This is a genomic window from Pseudomonas sp. LAMO17WK12:I10 (assembly GCF_900215185.1).
In the GTDB taxonomy this organism is placed as follows: domain Bacteria; phylum Pseudomonadota; class Gammaproteobacteria; order Pseudomonadales; family Pseudomonadaceae; genus Aquipseudomonas; species Aquipseudomonas chlororaphis.
This window is the reverse complement of record NZ_OBDX01000011.1, coordinates 1-17,053: the sequence shown is the minus strand read 5'-3', so window position 1 is coordinate 17,053 and position 17,053 is coordinate 1. Positions and strand designations below refer to the sequence as shown.

Sequence of the window (17,053 nt, the reverse complement as noted above, 5' to 3'; positions counted from 1 at the left end):
ACGGTTATGTCTTGTCCAATGTGAACGGTCACGCCTGCTCAATGGGAATTCCTGTCCCACAGCCAGTTCCACAGCCCCGGCAAGCGCACCGGCTGTTCGCTGTTGCTGACAGTACGGGCCATGACCGCCCGTTGCAGCGCCGCGGTATCGTCGTAGAACGGCTTGGGCGCGGTCGCAAGGCCAGTGGCCTGAGCGCTGTCGAGCAGGATCTGCAGGTATTCCCGGGTGTGGCGGGCGGTGTAGCGATTGAGGTCGTGGAAGGTCACCACCACCGGGATCGCTCCGTCCACCGTCGGCAACTGGCCCAGGGCAATGCGTTCGCGCACTTCCGACAGCTGGCGCAGCATGTTGGCCCGGCGCCGTGGGCTGGCGTTGAAGCCCCAGACCTTGCCGTCGTTGGCGCTGAGGTCGGTCAGCAACACATGCAGGCCATGCCGTTGGTAGGCGGCGAAAGTGCGCTTGTCGTAGTTCCAGAATGGCGGGCGCACCAGGTTCGGCGGCACACCGGTGATCAGCGCGATATCGGCGCTGCCGTCGTTCAGGGACGCCTCCAGTTCCGGTGGGTCGAGCGAGCGATGGTTGGTGTGCCTCGGCGTGGCGGTATGAAAGCCCAGCACATGGCCCTCGGCATGTTCGCGGGCCATCAGCCGCCGGCCGATGTCGCTGCCGCCGGCCCGCGAGGCCCGGGTCTGGACGAAGAACACCGCTTTGATCGCCGGTTGCAGTGGATTGTCGAGCAGGTCGTCGAGCACCCGTTCGGTCGGGTTGTAGAAACTGGAAGCGCTGGGGCCATCGTCGAAGGTCAACAGAAAGCGGATCGGCGCCTGGGCGCGCAGGCGTTGCTCGGTCTGCGCGGTCATTTCGATGGGAGCAGCAATGCAACCGCCCAGACCAGCGGCGAGCAACACTGCGCAGAGAAGCTTGAAGCCTTGTTTCATGTTTTGCCCTGTGCCGGACCGTTGCGGTCGTCACCTCAATGGCAAAAATCCCTCGCCCATGGATCCCTCGCCCAGCCTGCACGCAGCGCCGGGCACAGCTTGGAGGGGCAACGGCGGTTTGGGTTCCGGAGCGCCCGCGTTCAGGCAGCCCGGGCCTTCATGCCGAACCGCCTTCGCAGGGTCGCTGCCAGGCGCGCTGCAACAGGTCGATCACCTCCTCGTCCGAGGTCTGGGCAAAGTCCGCGTAACCATTGCCGATCGACACGAACCACAGGGGCGTGATCGGGCAGATCAGCTCGTCGACCTCGAAACTCAGGGTGTCGACGGTTTCCTGCGGCGCCAGGGGCACGGCCACCACGATCCGCGCCGGGTGCTGCAGGCGCGTCGCCTGTACCGCGGCGTGCATCGAGGCGCCGGTGGCCAGCCCGTCGTCCACCAGGATCACCACCTGGCCACGCAGGTCGGGCGCGGGCCGGTCGCCACGGTAGACCCGTTCGCGGCGCTGCAACTCCTGGGTTTCCCGTATGGTCACCGCTTGCAGCGCGGCATCACCGAGGTGATGGCTGCTCAGGACGTCCTGATTGAGGATGCGGATACCACCGCTGGCGATGGCGCCCATCGCCAGTTCTTCATGGCCGGGCACGCCAAGCTTGCGCACCAGCATCAGGTCCAGCCGCACCTCCAGGGCCCGGGCGATTTCCCAGGCCACCGGCACCCCGCCCCGGGGCAACGCCAGCACGATCACCTCGGGCCGGCGGCTGTATTTCTGCAACGGCGCGACCAGCCCTTGCCCGGCGGCCTGGCGGTTGCGCAGGGTCATCTGCAATGACGGATATTCGCTCATGTCTCACCTCCCAAGGCGCCCGGCTACAGCGCCAGCAGGCTGCAGGGCAGCTGATACAGCGCGTGCTCGGTGGTGCTGCCCACCAGTTTCTCCAGGCCCTGGCGATGCACGCGGCCCATGACCAGCACGTCGGCCTGGCTCTCGGTGACGAAGTTGGCCAGCACGGTGACCGGTTGTCCGAGGATGAAATGCCGGCGTTCCTCGGGCACGCCATAACGCTCGGCCAGTTCCAGGAAGGCTTTTTCCAGGGTCACCCGCAGTTCCCGGGTCAGGTCCGCCAGCACCAGGCCACCGCCCCCGGCATCGCCCAGGTAGACCGACGACACGTCATAGGCGTGCAGCAGGTGCAGCTCGGCATCGCATTGCAGGGCCAGGCTGTTGGCTTCGTGGATGATCCGGTCGTTGAGCCCGTTGTGCTGGTACTCCGGCCGTGACGGGTCGACCGCCGCGACCACCATTTGCGGCAACGTATGGCCGTGGCGGCCCATGAGATACAGCGGCACCGGGCACTGGCGCAGCAGGTGCCAGTCCATCGGCGTGAGAAAGGCGCGTTTGAGCGCCGGTTCGTGCTGCACGTCCTTGATCAGCAGGTCGGGCTGGATTTCCGCGACGTGCTGCAGGATTTCCTCCAGCAGGTCGTCGGCCCAGGCCACCTCGCCGTTGACCTTGACACCATGGCCGCGCAGGCGATGCACCTCCTCCTGCAACCATTCCTGATGCCCCAGGCGGTAACGTTCGCGCGCCTCATTGCGCACGTTGTGCTCGAACAGGGAAAGAATCGACGCCGGTTTCAGCAAGGCCGCGATATGCAGGCTCGCCCCGCTGGCCTTGGCCAGGGCAGCGGCACGCGGGATCGCCGGGGACTGGCGCATTGCCGGGTCGATGACCAGCAGCAAGCGTTGATACTGGCTCATGGCGCACCTCCAGATAGGCTGGACGCCCACGCCGGCCACCGGCGCCCGCTTCGCTATACGCCAGTGCGTCAACGCCGGATCGAACGCCAGCATGACTTCAGACTTCCCACTGACAATGCGCCCGTCGCGGCGTTACGGCAAGTGCGTCCAGCGCCGGTGCAGACCACGGGCCAGGCTGTCCAGGGCAAAGCCCAGGGCACCGATCAGCAACACCATGGCCATCAGTTCCGAATAGGCCAGGCGGTCGCGGGTATCGAGGATGAAATAGCCCAGGCCGGCGCTGACGCCGAGCATTTCGCAAGGCACCAGGACGATCCACAGTATGCCGATGGCCAGGCGCACGCCGGTCAGCACATGGCCCAGCACCCCGGGCAGGATCACCTTGCGCAGGGTTTCCCAGCGGGTGGCGCTGAGGCTGCGGCTCAGTTGCAACCAGCGCGGGTCGAGCTGGCGCACCCCGGCCGCGGTGTTGAGCAGGATCGGCCAGACCGCGGCGAAGGCCAGCAGGAAGTAGATCGGCTGGTCCCCTACCCCCATCAGCATCACCACCACCGGCATCCACGACAGCGGCGAGATCATCCGCAGGAACTGGAACGCCGGGGTGGTGGCCGCCTCCAGGTGGCGGTAGCTGCCGATCAACAGGCCCAGGGGCACGCCGACCAGCAAGGCCAGGGCCAGGCCGACCAGGATGCGCTTGAGGCTGACCAGCACATGCTCGTACAGCTCGGCGCGGCCCAGCAGTTCCAGCAGGCTGGCCAGGGTCGCCGTCGGCGAAAAACGCGCCGCGAGCCCGTCGGCGCCGCCAAACAGGCGCCCCCCCAGCCACCACAACAGCAGCAGGCACAGCAGCCCCGCCACGCCCAGCAGCCCATGCAGGCTCGATGCGGATCGCTTGGCCATCAGAGGCTGAACTCCTCGCTGCGTTCGAAGCTGTCGGGCAAGCCGAATGCCTTGAGCCCGCCGACCGACGCGATGGCGTTGCGTACGAAGCGCTCGTCCACCAGATCGCGGGCGGTGTGCTGCGGGTCGAGGCTGGCCAAGAAGCCCTTGTCGCCTTCGATCAGGGTGTCCTTGAGGCGCTTGACCAGTTCCTCGGTGTAGCTGGGGAACGGGTACGGCTGGAAATCGATGCGCTGCTCGTCCCATTGCGCGTGCTGGATCGCGCCGTCGGCCAGGTACTGCTGGCGTTCGCTGGCACTCGGCGCCAAGACCCGGCTCAACACCTGGGGCGCATGCGGGGTGTAGCGGTTGGCGCCGTCGCGGGACAGCAGACTGGCGGCCTCGGCGCGGTGGTCGCGGGTCCACAGCTGGGCCTTGACGATGGCGTTGACCACCTTCTGCGACCATTCGGGGCGATTGTTCAGGTCCTGCTCGTGCATGAACACCACGCAGCAGGCGTGGTTGCGCCAGATATCCCCGGTAAAGCGCTGCACCCGGCCGACCTTGAGTTCCTCGGCCAGGGCGTTGAAGGGTTCGGCGACTATGTAGCCGGCGATGCGCTTGCTGGCCAGGGCCGGCGGCATGTCCGACGGCGGCAGCACCAGCAGGTTGACCTCGTTGGCCGCCAGTGCACTGCTGGCCGGCCGACTCACCGGGGTCAGGCCGTTGTCGCGCAGCAGTTGCTGCACCACCACGTTGTGGATCGAGTACCAGAACGGAATCGCCAGCGCCTGCCCGCCCAGCTGCCGCACCTCAGTGATGCCCGGCGCCACGGTCAGGCCGGAGCCGCCAACGTGGTTCCAGGCCACCACCTTGGCCGGCACCTTACTGCCATAGCGAGCCCAGACGGTCATCGGCGACAGCAGGTGGATCACATTGACCTGCCCGGAAATAAAGGCCTCGATCACCTGCGCCCAACTGCGCAGCAGCACCGGGCGCTCGGAGCGGATGCCCTCGGCCTCGAACAGGCCGTTGTTATGGGCCACCAGCAAGGGCGTGGCGTCGGTGATCGGCAGGTAGCCGATACGCACCGGCGCATCCGGCTCCGCGGCGGCGCGAGCCTGCAGGCTATTGAGCAACGGCAAGGCGCCGCCGGCGGTGAGCAAGGCGCTGAGCTTTAGGAAGTCGCGACGGCTGTGGGTGAAGTCATCCAGGCACATGGTGTATCTCCGATCATTCGGGCAAGGGGTTGAACCCGGCCATTTACCGCCTCTTGCGGCTCATCCGGCTCTCTTCTGTAGGAGCGAAGCTTGTTCGCGATAAAAACCTCAGTGCGGCGCAGGGTTCCAGATATCCCGTCAGCGTTGAGGTCATTTGCGAGCAAGCTTCGCTCCTACAGAGACAGAGGTTCAGGCTGAGGCAGGGCTTGGGGTTGTGCAGCGCGGCTCGCCCGCCGAAGGGTTTTGAGAATCTCGATACGCAGGGCGCCCAGTTCTTCCACCAGCTCGGCGCGCGGCTGAAGCAGGTCGATGCGCCACTCGCCGAGGGTCCGCGCCGGGCTGTTACCCAGTAGCAGAATTCGGTCGGAAAGCAGCAGGGCTTCGTCGATGTCGTGGGTGATCAGCAGCGCCGCGGTGCGGTGCTCGGCAATCACCTTGAGCAGCAGTTGCTGCATGTCGGCGCGGGTCACTTCGTCCAGCGCGCCGAAGGGTTCGTCGAGCAACAGCACCTGCGGCTGGCGCGCCAGGCAGCGGGCCAGCGCGGTGCGCTGGGCCATGCCGCCGGACAGCTGCGCCGGGTAATGCCCGCGGGCATGCTGCAGGCCGACCTCGGCGATCGCCTGGTCGATCCGCGCCTGGCGCTGCCGGGCGTCCAGCGCCGGCTGGCGGGCGAAATCGAGGCCGAAGGCGACGTTGTGTTCCAGGTTCAGCCAGGGCAGCAGGCTGGGGTCCTGGAACGCCACGGCCACCCGTGGATGCGGCCCGTCCAGCGTCTGGCCCAGCAGGCTGACGCTGCCACTGTGGGGCGCCTGCAAGCCGGCCAGGACCCGCAACAGGCTGGACTTGCCGACACCGCTGGGACCGAGGATCGACACCACCTCCCCCGGCTGCAAGCGCAGGTCGAAGCCTTCCAGCACCGCTTGCCAGCCTGCTTCACCGGGGTAGCCGAGGCTGATCTGCCGGGCTTCGAGCAAGGCCGCGCTCATGCCGCCGCGTCCCGGGCCTGGCGCTGCAACTCGGCGCGCAACTGCACCAGGCTCGGCGTGACGATTGGCACGAAGGCCGACTCGCGCCAGCGCCGGGCAAAACCGCCGCCATGCTCGCTCAGGTAGGCCTTGCCGCCGCTGGCCTGCAACTCCAGTTGCACGGCGTTGGCGGCGGCTTCGGCCAGGGCGATGCGCAGCCGGAACAGCGCCGCTGGCTGGGTCAGGAAACGCCTCTCCAGCAAGCCGCGCTTGAGCTGGTCGACGCTCTCTTCCAATTGCTGGCGTTGCTCCTGCAACGGCTCGCTCAGGATCGAACGCCCGCTGTGCAGATGCGTCTGCACTTCATCCAGCGCGCGCCGCGCCAGGCCGATGGCCATGCCGCATTGCAAGCCGAGAAACGCCGGGCGCACCGCCGGCAGAAAGGCCTTGGCATCCTCGTGCAGCAACCAGTCGTGGCCGACCTCGACCTGTTGCAGCTCCAGCGCCGCGGTGTTGCTCGACTGCAAGCCCATCAGTTGCAAATCCTCGGAACGTTGCAAGCCGGCCAGGCCCGCGGGGATCGCCAGGATAAAGGGCGCGCCGCCCTGCTCGTGCTCGATGGCCGCGGCCACTACAAAACCGCTTTTGCGCAGATTGGTCACCCAGTGCAGGCGCCCGTTCAGGCACCAGCCGCCGGCCTGTGGCTGCGCGCGGACTTGCAGGGCCTCGATGCCGGAGAGGAACTTCATGGCGTTCGACAGCCCGGTGGCCCCCGCCAGTTCGCCGCTGAGCAGGTCCGGCAACAGACGCTCGCGCAAGGCCGCGTTGGGGCTGTGCAGCAGGTATTCGATAAAGGCCCGCTGGCCCCAGAACACAAAGGCCGCCGCCAGGGAACGGCTGGCCACCGCGGCCAGCGCCTCCACGGCGTCGCCCAGGTCGCCGTCGCTACCGCCCTGCCCGGGCGGAATGCCGATGCGCAGCACCTGCGCCTCGGCCAGCCGCGCCAGCACCTGCTGCGGGTCACAGTGGCCCAGGTCCAAAGCCTGGGCCTCGGCGTCCAGCCATTGACTGAATGCGGGGTTGAGCATGTGGTTTTCTCCTTTTTTACGCGGCACCGGCCAAACGGCCGTGCCTTGAATCAAGCCGCTGCATCATTGCTGCGGCGCTTGCCAGCGGTACTTGGCCAGTTCCGGGTTCAGCGGCGTGCGGGCGAACACGTTGGCGAAATTGCACAGGGTCGCCAGGCTCACCCCGAGTATCACTTCCAGGGCATTGCCCTCGCTGTAGCCGGCGGCCTTGAACGCCGCGAACGTCGGCTCGCTGACGTTGCCACGGGTGGCGATCACCTCGGCGGCGAAGGCAGCCAATGCCTGCAGTTTTTCCTCCGGCAAGGGGCTGCGCTCACGCAACGCGCTGATCACTTCGTCCGGCAGTTTGGCCTTGTTCTGCGCCACCGCAGTGTGCCCGGCCACACAGAAATCGCAACCGTGGGTGGTGGCGGCCACCAGTTGCACCACCTCCCGTTCGGCCAGGCTCAGCTCGGCCTTGCCATTGAGCGCCGATACCGTAACGTAGGTCTCCAGCGCCGCCGGGGCATTGGCCAGGATGCCCAGCAGGTTGGGGATGAACCCCGAGTTGTTCTGGGCGTTCTGCAAAAACGGCCGGGCCGCTTCGGGAGCGCTTTGCAGGCTGTGTAGAGTGATGCGCGACATGCGGTGGACTCCTGCTGTGTAGGTGTCCGGCCAGTCTGTTGGTTATAAGAATTTCGATCCATATTCTAAAGTAGCGATTACTTGCTCCTGAGTGTTTCCATTAGATGATTTCGTCCAGCCCATTGGTTGATTGGTTATTAGAAAGCCTCGAACTCGACGCCAGCCTGTTCCATGTCGGCCGCTACTGCGGCGGCTGGCACGCCAGCACCCACGGCCTGGCCCGGGCCAGCTTCCACCTGATCGTGCAGGGCCATTGCTGGCTGCATATCGAGGGCGATGAGCCGGCCCAGCGCCTGAATGCCGGGGATGCGCTGTTCCTGCTGCGCGACCTGGACTATCGCCTGTCCAGCGCCCAAGCGCATGACGCCGCCCTTGAACTGCCACGCAGGGCCATGCAGGCGCTCGACGCTCACGCACAAGATCAGGCCGAGGATGGCGTGGGGTTGGTCTGCGGCTTCTTTCATTTCAAGTCCGGGCTGTCGTCGCTGATCATCGACGGCCTGCCGGACTGGATCGTGCTGCGCGCCGGCGACCCGTCCCTGAGCGCGGCCCGGGCCCTGTTCGAGTTGATCCTGCAAGAGTGCCAGCGCACGCCCGCGCCCTCCTCGGCGCTGCTGGAGCGCCTGAGCCATCTGCTGTTCCTCTATGTGCTGCGCCAGCAAGTGGCCGATAACCAGGGCCTTGGCGGGCTGGTGGCGCTGGCCCGGCACCCGGCCTTCGCCGCGCTGCTGGAACAGCTGATCGAACACCCCGAACAACCCTGGCCCCTGGAAAGCATGGCGGCCTGCACCGGGCTGTCGCGCTCGGCCTTCTTCAAGCGCTTCAACGAACTGGCCGGGCAATCCCCGGGCCAGGTCCTGCTGGCGCTGCGCATGCGCCATGCCTGCCAGTTGCTCAAGGCCAACCACACCGTGGAACAGGTCGGCGCGGCAGTGGGTTATCAATCGGTCGCGGCCTTTACCCGCGCCTTCGCCAAGGCCGTGGGCGTACAGCCGGGGGCTTATCGGCGCCAGCACGAAGGGCGTTGAATGCGCCGGGGCCTGTGACCTGGCCCCGGCAAGGCGTCACTGGCTCAGGGCCTGGGTAAAGGAAGTGTCGACAACAGTCGCGGTGGCCAAGGGCGCCGACAGCGCCTTGACCTTGAACAGGAAGTCCGCGGTGCTTTGCAGGTCGGCGGCGGCCTGCGGGTCCACCGGGCCGACGCTCATGTGCGCCTGACGCAGCCAATGGCGCGAGACGTTCGGATCGAGGTTGGCCTTTTTCGCCCACAGGTCGGCGTACTGGTCGGTGTGGCTGTCGACCCAGGCGCGAGCCAGCTTCAGGCGGCCGAGAAAGTCGGCGATGGCTTCACGCTTGCTGTCGATGGCTGGGGTCGTGGCGGCGATGGCGCTGAGGCCGGGCATCAGGTTCTTCGCGGTGAGGATCGGCCGCGCGCCGGAGAACAGGATCTGCTGCGAGATATAGGGTTCCCACACCGGGAAGGCGTCGATGCTGCCCTGGGGCAAGGCCGCGGCGGCATCGATCGGCATCAGTTTGATGAACTCGACATGGTCCTCCGGCAGGCCGGCCTGCTCCAGGGCGCGCAGGGTCAGTTGCTGGCTCCAGGCACCGGGCCAGTAGGCGACTTTCTTGCCCTTGAGGTCGGCGATGGTCTGCACCGGCGAATCCTTGGGCACCAGCAAGGCGATAGTGTCCGGGTTCTGCCGCGAGACGCCGATCAGCTTCACCGGCGCCTGTTTCGCGGCGAGGAACAGAAAGCCCGAATCCCCGAGAAAGCCCAGGTCCAGGGCGCCGGTATTCAGCGCTTCGGCCAGCGGTGCGGCGGCCTGGAAGTGTTTCCAGTCGACCTTGTAGGGCGCACCTTCGAGCACACCCGAGGCCTCCACCGAGGCGCGCACGTTGTAGTAGTTCTGGTCGCCGACCTGCAGCACCAGCGGCTCGGCGGCCTGGGCCAGGGGCGCCGCGAACAGGGTGCTGAGGAGCAGACGGCGCAGGCGTCGGGAGAGCGTCATGGGAAATTCCTGGATGATTGGAAAAGCGGATTCTCTAGAACATAACGCTCTTAGAATCCGGTTATGAAATTCTGTTAATGCATAAGCTCATAGCCGCTTTGGCATCCGCAACCGGGGACTGTTGGCGGAGAAACAGCGCGGCAACAGACTGTCGGCCAGGCAACATCGCCAGAGGCTTTTTCCTGTTGGCAACACCTCGAAAACGCCCTTCCCCGGCTATGGCACAGAGCCTGCAATATTCCTTTCCAGCAGGATTTATTCCTGCCGTCCGCGACTTTTGAAATAAGCAGCGGAAATAACCACATTGCCCTCTCGCCGCCTTGTCCGGAGCCGCTCCATGAAACCCGTTTTGCGTTTCTCCCTGGCTCGCGCCAGATACCTGCTCAGCGCCTGCGTCCTGGCGCTAGGCCTGCAACCCCTGGCCCAGGCCGCGGAAAATCCGCCGGCCGAAGTGCACCTGGACTATGCCTATTACTCGCCGGTCAGCCTGGTGCTCAAGCACTTCGGCTTTCTCGAAAAGGCCCTGCCCCAGACCAAGGTCGGCTGGGTTCTCAGCCAGGGCAGCAACCGCTCCCTGGAATACCTCAACAGCGGCGGCGTCGACTTTGCCTCGTCCGCCAGCCTGGCGGCGGTGCTGAGCCGGGCCAACGGCAGCCCGATCAAGTCGGTGTATGTCTACAGCCGCGCCGAATGGACCGCCCTGGTGGTGCGCAAGGACTCGCCGTACCAGACCATCGCCGACCTCAAGGGCAAGAAGATCGCCGCCACCAAGGGCACCGATCCCTACCTGTTCACCCTGCGCAGCCTGCAACAGGCCGGGCTGAAAAAAGACGATGTGGAACTGGTGCACCTGCAGCACCCGGACGGCCGTACCGCCCTGGAGAAAGGCGACGTCGACGCCTGGGCCGGCCTCGACCCGCATATGGCCGCCAGCGAAGTGCAGGCCGGCTCGCGCCTGCTGTACCGCAACACTGCCTTCAACAGCTATGGCGTGCTCAGCGTCACCGAGCAGTACGCCAAGGAGCATCCGCAGACCATCGCCAGCGTGCTTGCCGCCTATGAGCAGGCCCGCGAATGGTCGGTCAAGCACCCGGACGAACTGGCCAAACTATTGGCCGACGAATCCGGCCTGCCACTGGAAGTGGCCCGGCTGCAACTGTCGCGCACCGACCTCGGCAACCCGCGGTTGAGCGCCGAGGATGTGTTGGCCTCCAAGGCCGCCGCGCCGATCCTGGTGTCCGAGGAACTGGTGCGCCGCGGGGTGAACGTGGACCAGGTGATCGACCAACTGCTCGACACCGGCGTCAAGCAGGCCGTGGCCCGTCAATAACCCACCGCCCAGGCGACGACCGAGCCCGCGCCTGGCGCGGATTCGGCGTTGCCGGAGGATCGCCATGAGCAGCGACAGCAACAACCTCTCGACCCGCCTGGCCCTGTCCGCGCCGGGCAAGCTCCCGCGCTTCAACCCCGCCCGCTGGCGCCTGCGCCTCAAGGGCCTGGCCCGGCCGGTAGCGATCATCCTGCTGCTGGAGTTCGTGGTGCGCATCGGCTGGCTGCCGTCGTACCAGATGCCGGCCCCCAGCGAGATCGCCCTGACCCTCGGCGACCTGGCCGAAGGCGCGCTGTGGAAACACATCGGCGCCAGCCTGCTGCGGGTGCTGCTGGGCTTTGCCATCGGCGCCGGCCTGGCGCTGGTCTTCGCCGCCTGGGTCGGCCTGAGCCGGGAGGCCGAAGCCTACCTGGAGCCGACCTTCGCCGGCCTGCGCTCGATCCCCAGCCTGGCCTGGGTGCCGTTGCTCCTGCTGTGGCTGGGCATCGACAAAACTTCGAAGGTGGTGCTGATCGCCATCGGCGCCTTCTTCCCGGTGTACCTCAATGGCGTGGCGGCGATTCGCGATATCGACCGCAAGCTGGTGGAGGTCGGTCACATGTACGGTTTCGGCCGGCGCCGGCTGGTGCGGCGGATTCTCCTGCCGGCCGCCCTGCCCGGGCTGTTCACCGGCTTGCGCAGCGGCATGAGCCTGGCCTGGATGTTCCTGGTGGCCGCCGAACTGATCGCCGCCACCAAGGGCCTGGGTTATCTGCTCAGCGACGGCCGGGAAACCTCGCGGCCGGACATCATGCTGGCGGCGATCATCGTCCTCGCGGTGCTGGGCAAACTCAGCGACGGCATGCTCGCCGGCCTGGAAAAACGCTTCCTGGCCTGGCGCGACACCTTCAATGGCCAAGGCGGCAATGACTGAAACACAGAGGATCGAGCCATGACCCAAGCCCTGCTGGACATCCACGTGGAACGCAAGACCTTCGCCGCCACCACCGTCCTCCACGATATCCACCTGCAACTGCAACCGCGGGAAACCGTGAGCCTGCTGGGCCCCAGCGGCTGCGGCAAAAGCACCCTGCTGCGCATCGTCGCCGGCCTGGAGAAGGACTTTCAGGGGCAACTGCGCAGCCATACCGAGCGCCTGGCCTTCGTCTTCCAGGAACCGCGGCTGATGCCCTGGCTGACGGTGGAACAGAACATCGGCTTTGGCGACGACGCGCATTACGACCGCGCCTGGGTCGCGCAACTGATCGAGGAAGTCGGCCTTGCGGGTTTTGCCCAGGCCCTGCCCAAGGCGCTGTCCGGAGGCATGGCGCAGCGGGTGGCGATCGCCCGCGGCCTGTACGCGCGGCCACAGGTGCTGTTGCTGGACGAACCCTTCAGCGCGGTGGACGCCTTTACCCGGATGAAACTGCAGGACCTGCTGCTGCAACTGGCCGAGCGTCACGCCATCGCCCTGCTGCTGGTGACCCACGATGTCGACGAGGCGCTGTACCTGAGCGACCGGGTGCTGGTGATGGACAACCGCCCCAGCCGTATTCGCCAGGAACTGGCGGTGCAACTGAGCCACCCGAGGGACCGCCGCGACCCGCTGCTGGCCCGGCTCAAGGCGTTGTCCCTGACCGAATTGCACAAGGCCCATGTGATTTGAGCGGGCTTTGCCACGGCCCGGCGTCTAAGAACACAAAGGAATTAATAAATAAATAATCAGTATTTATGGTTATAAATATAACCACGTACTCTCAGCTCATCCCGCCCATTGGTCACGACAGTGAAGTGCCTTATGAAACCGACCGACAACGTTATCGACTTCGCCCAGTTCCGTAAACGCAAGCAGGCCCAGCAACTGGCCCGGGCCATGTGGGAGATGTACGCGCGCAATGCCGGTTACCAGGCGTTCCAGTGGGTTCAGGCGGCCCGGCCGACCAGGACCTACCACGCGTGAGCGCCCAGGAACCCTCGCGCTTTCTGGCGAGCGCCGACGAACCCGGCCTTGATTTGACCCCTCTGGAAACTCAGGAAGAGGACCCCATCAGCGAACGGGTCGCGCAGAACCTGCAACGCCTGCGCAGCAAGCGTCATCTGTCCCTGGATGCCCTGGCCCGCCAGTGTTGGGTCAGCCGGGCGATGCTGGCGCAGATCGAGTCCGGGCGCAGCGTGCCGTCGATCAAGGTGCTGTGCAAGATCGCCAAGGGCTTGAAAGTGTCGGTCGCGGCCTTTCTCGAACACCGCGCCTTCGAAGGCGTGGCGGTGCTGCCGTCGAGCCAGAGCAAACGCCTGGTCAGCGCCAACGGCGCCTTTGTCAGCCGCGCCCTGTTCCCCTTCGACGTGGCGCGCCAGTCGGAATTCTACGAACTGCGCCTGAGCCCGCTCGGCGAAGACCAGTCCGAAGGACACGGACCGGGGGGTCCAGGAAAACCTGGTGGTGTCCCAGGGCGTACTGGAAATCAGCGTCAACCAAGAACGCTACCTGCTCTCCACCGGCGACTCGATCCTGTTCTACGCCGACCAGCCGCACCGCTACCGCAACCCCGCCGACAGCGAAGCGGTGGCCTACCTGGTGGTGACCTACCCGGAACGCCTGGACTGAAGGTGGAGTTGCGCCACGCAAATCTCTGCCGCGAAAAACACACCACGGCTCATGAGAAGGCATCCACCCGGGTCAGTTCGGCCGACAGGCGCCAAAGACGTTCGGCCTGTTCCGGATCGACTGCATGGGGCCTTACGCCAACGAACGAAGCCGGCTCGCTCTCGTCGAGCCTGGCCACCTCGCAGTCTTCGCAATACAACCCACCCAGGCCATCCAGCTTCGGCGATGTCGCGGCCCAGACCTGGGTAGCGGCGCCTTGCCGAGTGTTCTTGAAGGCCGGGTTCGCCGGATTGCCCTCGGCGTCTATCCAGCCCAGGGCGACCATTTCTTCCTTGGGCAGGTAACGCTGCAGAGGTGTGGCGATCATGCCGGGGTGCAGAGAGAACGCCCGCACGCCCTGCTCGCGCCCCAACCGGTCCAGGTGCACGGCGAACAGCGCGTTGGCGGTCTTCGACTGGCCGTAGGCAAGCCACTTGTCGTAGCCCCGATCGAACTGCGGGTCGTCCCAGCGAATGGCGGATGAGTGATGGCCCGCGGAGGACACCATCACCACCCTGGCGCCGCCTTGCAACGCCGGCCAGAGCCGGTTGACCAGCGCATGGTGGCCCAGGTGATTGGCCGCGAACTGCGCCTCCCAACCGGGTCCCACTCGGGTTTCAGGGCAAGCCATGATGCCGGCGTTGCCCATCAATATGTCCAGGTGCGTGCCGCTCGCCAGAAACGCCTCCGAGAAACGTTTGATGCTCGCCAGGTCGGCCAGGTCCAGCCCATGCACCTCGACATTGGCGAGACCGGCAACCTGGGCCTGGGCCGCCTGGCGATCGCGGGCCGCCACTATGACCCGTGCCCCGGCGCCGGCCAGCGCCCGAGTGGTTTCCAGGCCCAGGCCGGAATGCCCTCCCGTTACCAGAGCCGTGGTTCGGGAAAGATCGAGGCCTTCGAGTACCTCGGATGCCGTCGAAGCTGCGCTGAAACCGGAATGAACAGGCGTCTGTCTATGGGTCATTGCAATATCCTTTACGAATGGAAACCAAGCTGCCAACTTGAAGCGCTTTCATTCTGCGAGCCCGAACCTGGAGCGTGAATGCAATGGCGTCCTACTTTCTATCGAGAGCGTCCGGTTTGACACATGGATCCCCTATCAGAAGTCCTCACCCAGCTCAGTAGCCAGCATTCCTTTTTCGGTGGTTTGAAAGCCGGCGGCGACTGGGCCGTGCGCTTCCCGGCACCGGAAGGCGTCAAGTTCAACGTGCTTGTGCGGGGGGCTTGCTGGCTGGCCGTGGAAGGAGAAGCAGAGCCGATATGGCTGCAAGCAGGCGACTGTTTCCTGCTATCCCGTGGGCGCCCCCTGTTGATTGGCAGCGATCTTTCGCTGCCAGCGATCGCTGCCGAGGAGATCTATCCTCACGCCGTTAACGGCGTGGCGCACTGCGGCAGTGATGAAGATTGCTTTCTGGTCGGCGGGCGTTTCGCCTTTGGCGACGAAGCCGAGCTTCTGTTCGACAGCCTGCCACCGGTCGCGGTGATCAAGAGCGAGTCGGATCAGGCATCCGTATTGCGCTGGGCCTTGCAGCGGCTGGCGCACGAACTCTCCACCCCATCCCCGGGCGGCGCCCTGATGGTCCAGCACCTGGGTCACATCATGCTGGTGCAGGTACTGCGCATTTACCTGGAGCAGGAAGGAGGCAATACACCGGGTTGGCTCTCGGCGCTGTCCGAGCCGCGTATCGGTGCCGCCGTTCAGGCCATTCACACCCGCCCTGCTCAGCGCTGGACGGTCGAGGCCCTGGCCAAAGTGGCCGGTGTCTCGCGCTCGACACTGGCGCTGCGTTTCAAACAGGCCGCCGGCTTTTCGCCCCTGGAATACGTGTTGCGTTGGCGCATGCAACTGGCGACCCGTTCCTTGCGCAACACCCACCTGACGATTTCCTCGATCGCCCAGGCCCTGGGCTACGAGTCCGACAGCGCGTTCAGCAATGCCTTCAATCGCATCATCAAATGCTCGCCACGGCAGTACCGGGAACGAGCAAGGGCCGTCGCCCAACCCCAGGGGGAATCCGAAGTTCGAGTGGGTGCCTGAAATAAAAAAGCCCGGCGGGATCATCCCGGCCGGGCTTTTTCTGTGCCGCTGCGAGGAATCAGCAGGTGCAGCACATCATCGGCATGCCGTTGCAGCTCATCATCATCGGCATGCCGCAGTCGTTCATCATCTTCATCATCAGGGCGCAGCAGCTTTTCATCATGTCCATGTTCATGCCGGCCATTGGCATGATCTTGCACATCATGCAGTCGGCCTCGACGGTGCACTCCATCACGCACTTCATCGATGGCATCGGCATGCCCATCATCGGCATTGGCATCATGGCGCCCATCATCGGCATGGCCATGCTCGCCTGGGACATGCACATCATGCTCATGTTGGCGCAGTGCATCATCATCGGCATGCCGCAGTTCATCATCATCTGCATCATTTGCGCGCTGTTCTTGAACATGGCCATGTCCATGCCCGCGGCCGGCATCATCTTGCACAGCATGCCGTCGTCCATCATTTCGCAGCTCATGGTCGCCATCATCATCGGCATGCCCATCATCGGCATCATCGGCATGTTGGCGTTCATCGGCATTTGCATCTGCATGGCATTCATCATGGTGAAACTCCCTAAGCGATTCGATAGTTGGACGAAGCTGATGGGGCGGATTCTAGGGAGTGGCGAACGCCGCACAAGATGCCGATCGAACAGCAATCGCGGCTGCCGGGACAGCTTCAGCGCAGCCGCTCGCGCGGGATTTTCCGCTTCAGCAGCCGGATGGATTTCATGGCGGATAGGAGCAGGACAACAGCGTGTTTTCCGCTGCGATGGATATGCGCGAATCAGCGCATCCCATAACCCAAAGAAATAATCATTCTAAAGAGGCCCGACTTTTCTCGGGAAAAGGCGGCTTGCCAGCCTCGCCGGTGCCCTGTGGCAGGGTTCGGCGAGGGTCGCGAGCGCGGGTGCGGGGCATGACGCGGGGTCGGGATCGCGGGGCTCAGAGCTTGGCGATCGACACCTCGGTGGATTTGACGAAGGCGATGACCTCGCTGCCGACCTTCAATTCCAGGTCGCGCACCGAACGCGTGGTGATCACCGAGGTGACGATGCCCGAGGCGGTCTGCACATCGATCTCCGAGACCACCTGGCCTTCATGGATCTCCTTGATGATGCCCTTGAACTGGTTGCGAACATTGATTGCCTTGATGATCATGATGGGCCTTCCTGTCTGGGGTGGGCACTGGCGCAGCGCCGTGCAGGCCTCTAAGGTGCCCTGTGTCTCTTCATGTTAAAAGGAATAAATAGTAGTTATTTTATTCCTTAAATGAATATGAAAGTTTCTCCCGCCTCTTCGTTACCTTGACCGGCCACCGCGCCTTTGCTTCTCTGGGTCCCTAGAGGGTGTAGACAAAATAAACTAAAGTTACCATTTCTTCTGCCTGGACAGCCTCGAAGTCATGCCTAGAATCGGACGCCCGCCCGCGATTACCGCGGAGCAGTACCCAATGCTAGTCAAGCTTGCACAAGCCCATCCCTTCTCCAGCCAAGCTGAATTAGCGGATGCATTCCACGCTGAAACGGGTATCACCGCTCATCCCGACACCTTTGCCAAAGCCTTGAAG

At 64.9% G+C, this 17,053-nt stretch carries 19 protein-coding genes and 1 pseudogene; 8 read left to right on the top strand and 12 right to left on the bottom strand.

Features of this window, described 5'->3' with window-relative positions; all coding sequences use genetic code 11:
- Positions 1 to 38: 38 nt before the first annotated feature.
- The 8 genes from CRO75_RS14070 to CRO75_RS14035 all read right to left on the bottom strand — a co-directional run bounded on the left by CRO75_RS14070 (position 39) and on the right by CRO75_RS14035 (position 7,472).
- A complete protein-coding gene (locus tag CRO75_RS14070; protein ID WP_097136067.1) occupies positions 39 to 938 on the bottom strand; it encodes a polysaccharide deacetylase family protein in 900 nt (299 codons plus the stop codon).
- Positions 939 to 1,095: 157 nt separating this feature from the next.
- A complete protein-coding gene (locus tag CRO75_RS14065) occupies positions 1,096 to 1,782 on the bottom strand; it encodes a phosphoribosyltransferase (RefSeq protein ID WP_097136060.1) in 687 nt (228 codons plus the stop codon).
- A 23-nt stretch (positions 1,783 to 1,805) separates the two neighbouring features.
- Positions 1,806 to 2,696, bottom strand: a complete 891-nt coding sequence (locus CRO75_RS14060) for a universal stress protein (RefSeq protein ID WP_097136054.1) — start codon at positions 2,694 to 2,696, stop codon at positions 1,806 to 1,808.
- A gap of 132 nt (positions 2,697 to 2,828) precedes the next feature.
- Positions 2,829 to 3,596, bottom strand: a complete 768-nt coding sequence (locus CRO75_RS14055) for an ABC transporter permease (RefSeq protein ID WP_097136047.1) — start codon at positions 3,594 to 3,596, stop codon at positions 2,829 to 2,831.
- Complete coding sequence (locus tag CRO75_RS14050) at positions 3,596 to 4,795, bottom strand: ABC transporter substrate-binding protein (RefSeq protein WP_097136045.1); 1,200 nt, start codon at positions 4,793 to 4,795, stop codon at positions 3,596 to 3,598. Before CRO75_RS14050 ends, CRO75_RS14055 begins: the two co-directional genes overlap by 1 nt.
- 173 nt (positions 4,796 to 4,968) lie before the next feature.
- Positions 4,969 to 5,781 (bottom strand): ABC transporter ATP-binding protein, encoded by an 813-nt coding sequence (locus CRO75_RS14045; protein ID WP_097136044.1) that lies wholly within the window; start codon positions 5,779 to 5,781, stop codon positions 4,969 to 4,971.
- Positions 5,778 to 6,848 (bottom strand): acyl-CoA dehydrogenase family protein, encoded by a 1,071-nt coding sequence (locus tag CRO75_RS14040; RefSeq protein ID WP_097136042.1) that lies wholly within the window; start codon positions 6,846 to 6,848, stop codon positions 5,778 to 5,780. Before CRO75_RS14040 ends, CRO75_RS14045 begins: the two co-directional genes overlap by 4 nt.
- Positions 6,849 to 6,911: 63 nt before the next feature.
- Complete coding sequence (locus CRO75_RS14035; protein ID WP_009044043.1) at positions 6,912 to 7,472, bottom strand: carboxymuconolactone decarboxylase family protein; 561 nt, start codon at positions 7,470 to 7,472, stop codon at positions 6,912 to 6,914.
- A gap of 104 nt (positions 7,473 to 7,576) precedes the next feature.
- Here CRO75_RS14035 and CRO75_RS14030 point away from each other — a divergent pair, with 104 nt between their 5' ends.
- Positions 7,577 to 8,500, top strand: coding sequence for an AraC family transcriptional regulator (locus tag CRO75_RS14030; RefSeq protein WP_097136040.1), 924 nt, complete (start codon positions 7,577 to 7,579; stop codon positions 8,498 to 8,500).
- Between the two features lie 36 nt (positions 8,501 to 8,536).
- Here CRO75_RS14030 and CRO75_RS14025 read toward each other — a convergent pair whose 3' ends face one another.
- Positions 8,537 to 9,484, bottom strand: coding sequence for an ABC transporter substrate-binding protein (locus CRO75_RS14025; RefSeq protein ID WP_097136038.1), 948 nt, complete (start codon positions 9,482 to 9,484; stop codon positions 8,537 to 8,539).
- A 337-nt stretch (positions 9,485 to 9,821) separates the two neighbouring features.
- Here CRO75_RS14025 and CRO75_RS14020 point away from each other — a divergent pair, with 337 nt between their 5' ends.
- From CRO75_RS14020 to CRO75_RS14005, 5 genes and pseudogenes are all read left to right on the top strand, one after another.
- On the top strand, positions 9,822 to 10,814 hold the full coding sequence (locus CRO75_RS14020; RefSeq protein ID WP_097136036.1) for an aliphatic sulfonate ABC transporter substrate-binding protein: 993 nt from the start codon (positions 9,822 to 9,824) through the stop codon (positions 10,812 to 10,814).
- A 64-nt stretch (positions 10,815 to 10,878) separates the two neighbouring features.
- Positions 10,879 to 11,727: an ABC transporter permease gene (locus CRO75_RS14015; protein ID WP_097136034.1), complete on the top strand. Its 849-nt coding sequence runs from the start codon at positions 10,879 to 10,881 to the stop codon at positions 11,725 to 11,727.
- Positions 11,728 to 11,745: 18 nt separating this feature from the next.
- Positions 11,746 to 12,459 (top strand): ABC transporter ATP-binding protein, encoded by a 714-nt coding sequence (locus CRO75_RS14010; protein ID WP_062825980.1) that lies wholly within the window; start codon positions 11,746 to 11,748, stop codon positions 12,457 to 12,459.
- A gap of 132 nt (positions 12,460 to 12,591) precedes the next feature.
- A complete protein-coding gene (locus tag CRO75_RS33000; protein WP_007929067.1) occupies positions 12,592 to 12,753 on the top strand; it encodes a hypothetical protein in 162 nt (53 codons plus the stop codon).
- A gap of 62 nt (positions 12,754 to 12,815) precedes the next feature.
- Positions 12,816 to 13,398: pseudogene (locus tag CRO75_RS14005) on the top strand (XRE family transcriptional regulator).
- A 49-nt stretch (positions 13,399 to 13,447) separates the two neighbouring features.
- Here CRO75_RS14005 and CRO75_RS14000 read toward each other — a convergent pair.
- Positions 13,448 to 14,404, bottom strand: coding sequence for an SDR family NAD(P)-dependent oxidoreductase (locus CRO75_RS14000; protein ID WP_097136032.1), 957 nt, complete (start codon positions 14,402 to 14,404; stop codon positions 13,448 to 13,450).
- A 123-nt stretch (positions 14,405 to 14,527) separates the two neighbouring features.
- Here CRO75_RS14000 and CRO75_RS13995 point away from each other — a divergent pair, with 123 nt between their 5' ends.
- Positions 14,528 to 15,478, top strand: a complete 951-nt coding sequence (locus CRO75_RS13995) for an AraC family transcriptional regulator (RefSeq protein ID WP_097136026.1) — start codon at positions 14,528 to 14,530, stop codon at positions 15,476 to 15,478.
- 58 nt (positions 15,479 to 15,536) lie between these two features.
- On the opposite strand, the gene CRO75_RS13990 is transcribed toward CRO75_RS13995, so the two are convergent.
- Positions 15,537 to 16,046 carry a hypothetical protein gene (locus CRO75_RS13990; RefSeq protein ID WP_062825983.1) on the bottom strand — a complete coding sequence of 170 codons (510 nt, stop codon included), beginning with the start codon at positions 16,044 to 16,046 and terminating at the stop codon, positions 15,537 to 15,539.
- A 382-nt stretch (positions 16,047 to 16,428) separates the two neighbouring features.
- On the bottom strand, positions 16,429 to 16,644 hold the full coding sequence (locus CRO75_RS13985) for a TOBE domain-containing protein (protein ID WP_097136019.1): 216 nt from the start codon (positions 16,642 to 16,644) through the stop codon (positions 16,429 to 16,431).
- Between the two features lie 244 nt (positions 16,645 to 16,888).
- On the opposite strand from CRO75_RS13985, the gene CRO75_RS13980 reads away from it, so the two are divergent.
- On the top strand, positions 16,889 to 17,053 hold a 165-nt coding region (locus CRO75_RS13980; RefSeq protein ID WP_143503925.1), incomplete at its 3' end, for a helix-turn-helix domain-containing protein.

What these genes read in the sequence shown, in the direction of transcription:
- CRO75_RS13995 (WP_097136026.1), top strand. Translation starts at nt 14,528, where the DNA reads ATGGATCCCCTATCAGAAGTCCTCACCCAGCTCAGTAGCCAGCATTCC.
- CRO75_RS14050 (WP_097136045.1), bottom strand. Translation starts at nt 4,795, where the DNA reads ATGTGCCTGGATGACTTCACCCACAGCCGTCGCGACTTCCTAAAGCTC.
- CRO75_RS14010 (WP_062825980.1), top strand. Translation starts at nt 11,746, where the DNA reads ATGACCCAAGCCCTGCTGGACATCCACGTGGAACGCAAGACCTTCGCC.
- CRO75_RS13990 (WP_062825983.1), bottom strand. Translation starts at nt 16,046, where the DNA reads ATGATGAATGCCATGCAGATGCAAATGCCGATGAACGCCAACATGCCG.
- CRO75_RS14065 (WP_097136060.1), bottom strand. Translation starts at nt 1,782, where the DNA reads ATGAGCGAATATCCGTCATTGCAGATGACCCTGCGCAACCGCCAGGCC.
- CRO75_RS14020 (WP_097136036.1), top strand. Translation starts at nt 9,822, where the DNA reads ATGAAACCCGTTTTGCGTTTCTCCCTGGCTCGCGCCAGATACCTGCTC.
- CRO75_RS14045 (WP_097136044.1), bottom strand. Translation starts at nt 5,781, where the DNA reads ATGAGCGCGGCCTTGCTCGAAGCCCGGCAGATCAGCCTCGGCTACCCC.
- CRO75_RS14025 (WP_097136038.1), bottom strand. Translation starts at nt 9,484, where the DNA reads ATGACGCTCTCCCGACGCCTGCGCCGTCTGCTCCTCAGCACCCTGTTC.
- CRO75_RS14070 (WP_097136067.1), bottom strand. Translation starts at nt 938, where the DNA reads ATGAAACAAGGCTTCAAGCTTCTCTGCGCAGTGTTGCTCGCCGCTGGT.
- CRO75_RS33000 (WP_007929067.1), top strand. Translation starts at nt 12,592, where the DNA reads ATGAAACCGACCGACAACGTTATCGACTTCGCCCAGTTCCGTAAACGC.
- CRO75_RS14035 (WP_009044043.1), bottom strand. Translation starts at nt 7,472, where the DNA reads ATGTCGCGCATCACTCTACACAGCCTGCAAAGCGCTCCCGAAGCGGCC.
- CRO75_RS14000 (WP_097136032.1), bottom strand. Translation starts at nt 14,404, where the DNA reads ATGACCCATAGACAGACGCCTGTTCATTCCGGTTTCAGCGCAGCTTCG.
- CRO75_RS14055 (WP_097136047.1), bottom strand. Translation starts at nt 3,596, where the DNA reads ATGGCCAAGCGATCCGCATCGAGCCTGCATGGGCTGCTGGGCGTGGCG.
- CRO75_RS14030 (WP_097136040.1), top strand. Translation starts at nt 7,577, where the DNA reads ATGATTTCGTCCAGCCCATTGGTTGATTGGTTATTAGAAAGCCTCGAA.
- CRO75_RS13985 (WP_097136019.1), bottom strand. Translation starts at nt 16,644, where the DNA reads ATGATCATCAAGGCAATCAATGTTCGCAACCAGTTCAAGGGCATCATC.
- CRO75_RS14060 (WP_097136054.1), bottom strand. Translation starts at nt 2,696, where the DNA reads ATGAGCCAGTATCAACGCTTGCTGCTGGTCATCGACCCGGCAATGCGC.
- CRO75_RS14015 (WP_097136034.1), top strand. Translation starts at nt 10,879, where the DNA reads ATGAGCAGCGACAGCAACAACCTCTCGACCCGCCTGGCCCTGTCCGCG.
- CRO75_RS14040 (WP_097136042.1), bottom strand. Translation starts at nt 6,848, where the DNA reads ATGCTCAACCCCGCATTCAGTCAATGGCTGGACGCCGAGGCCCAGGCT.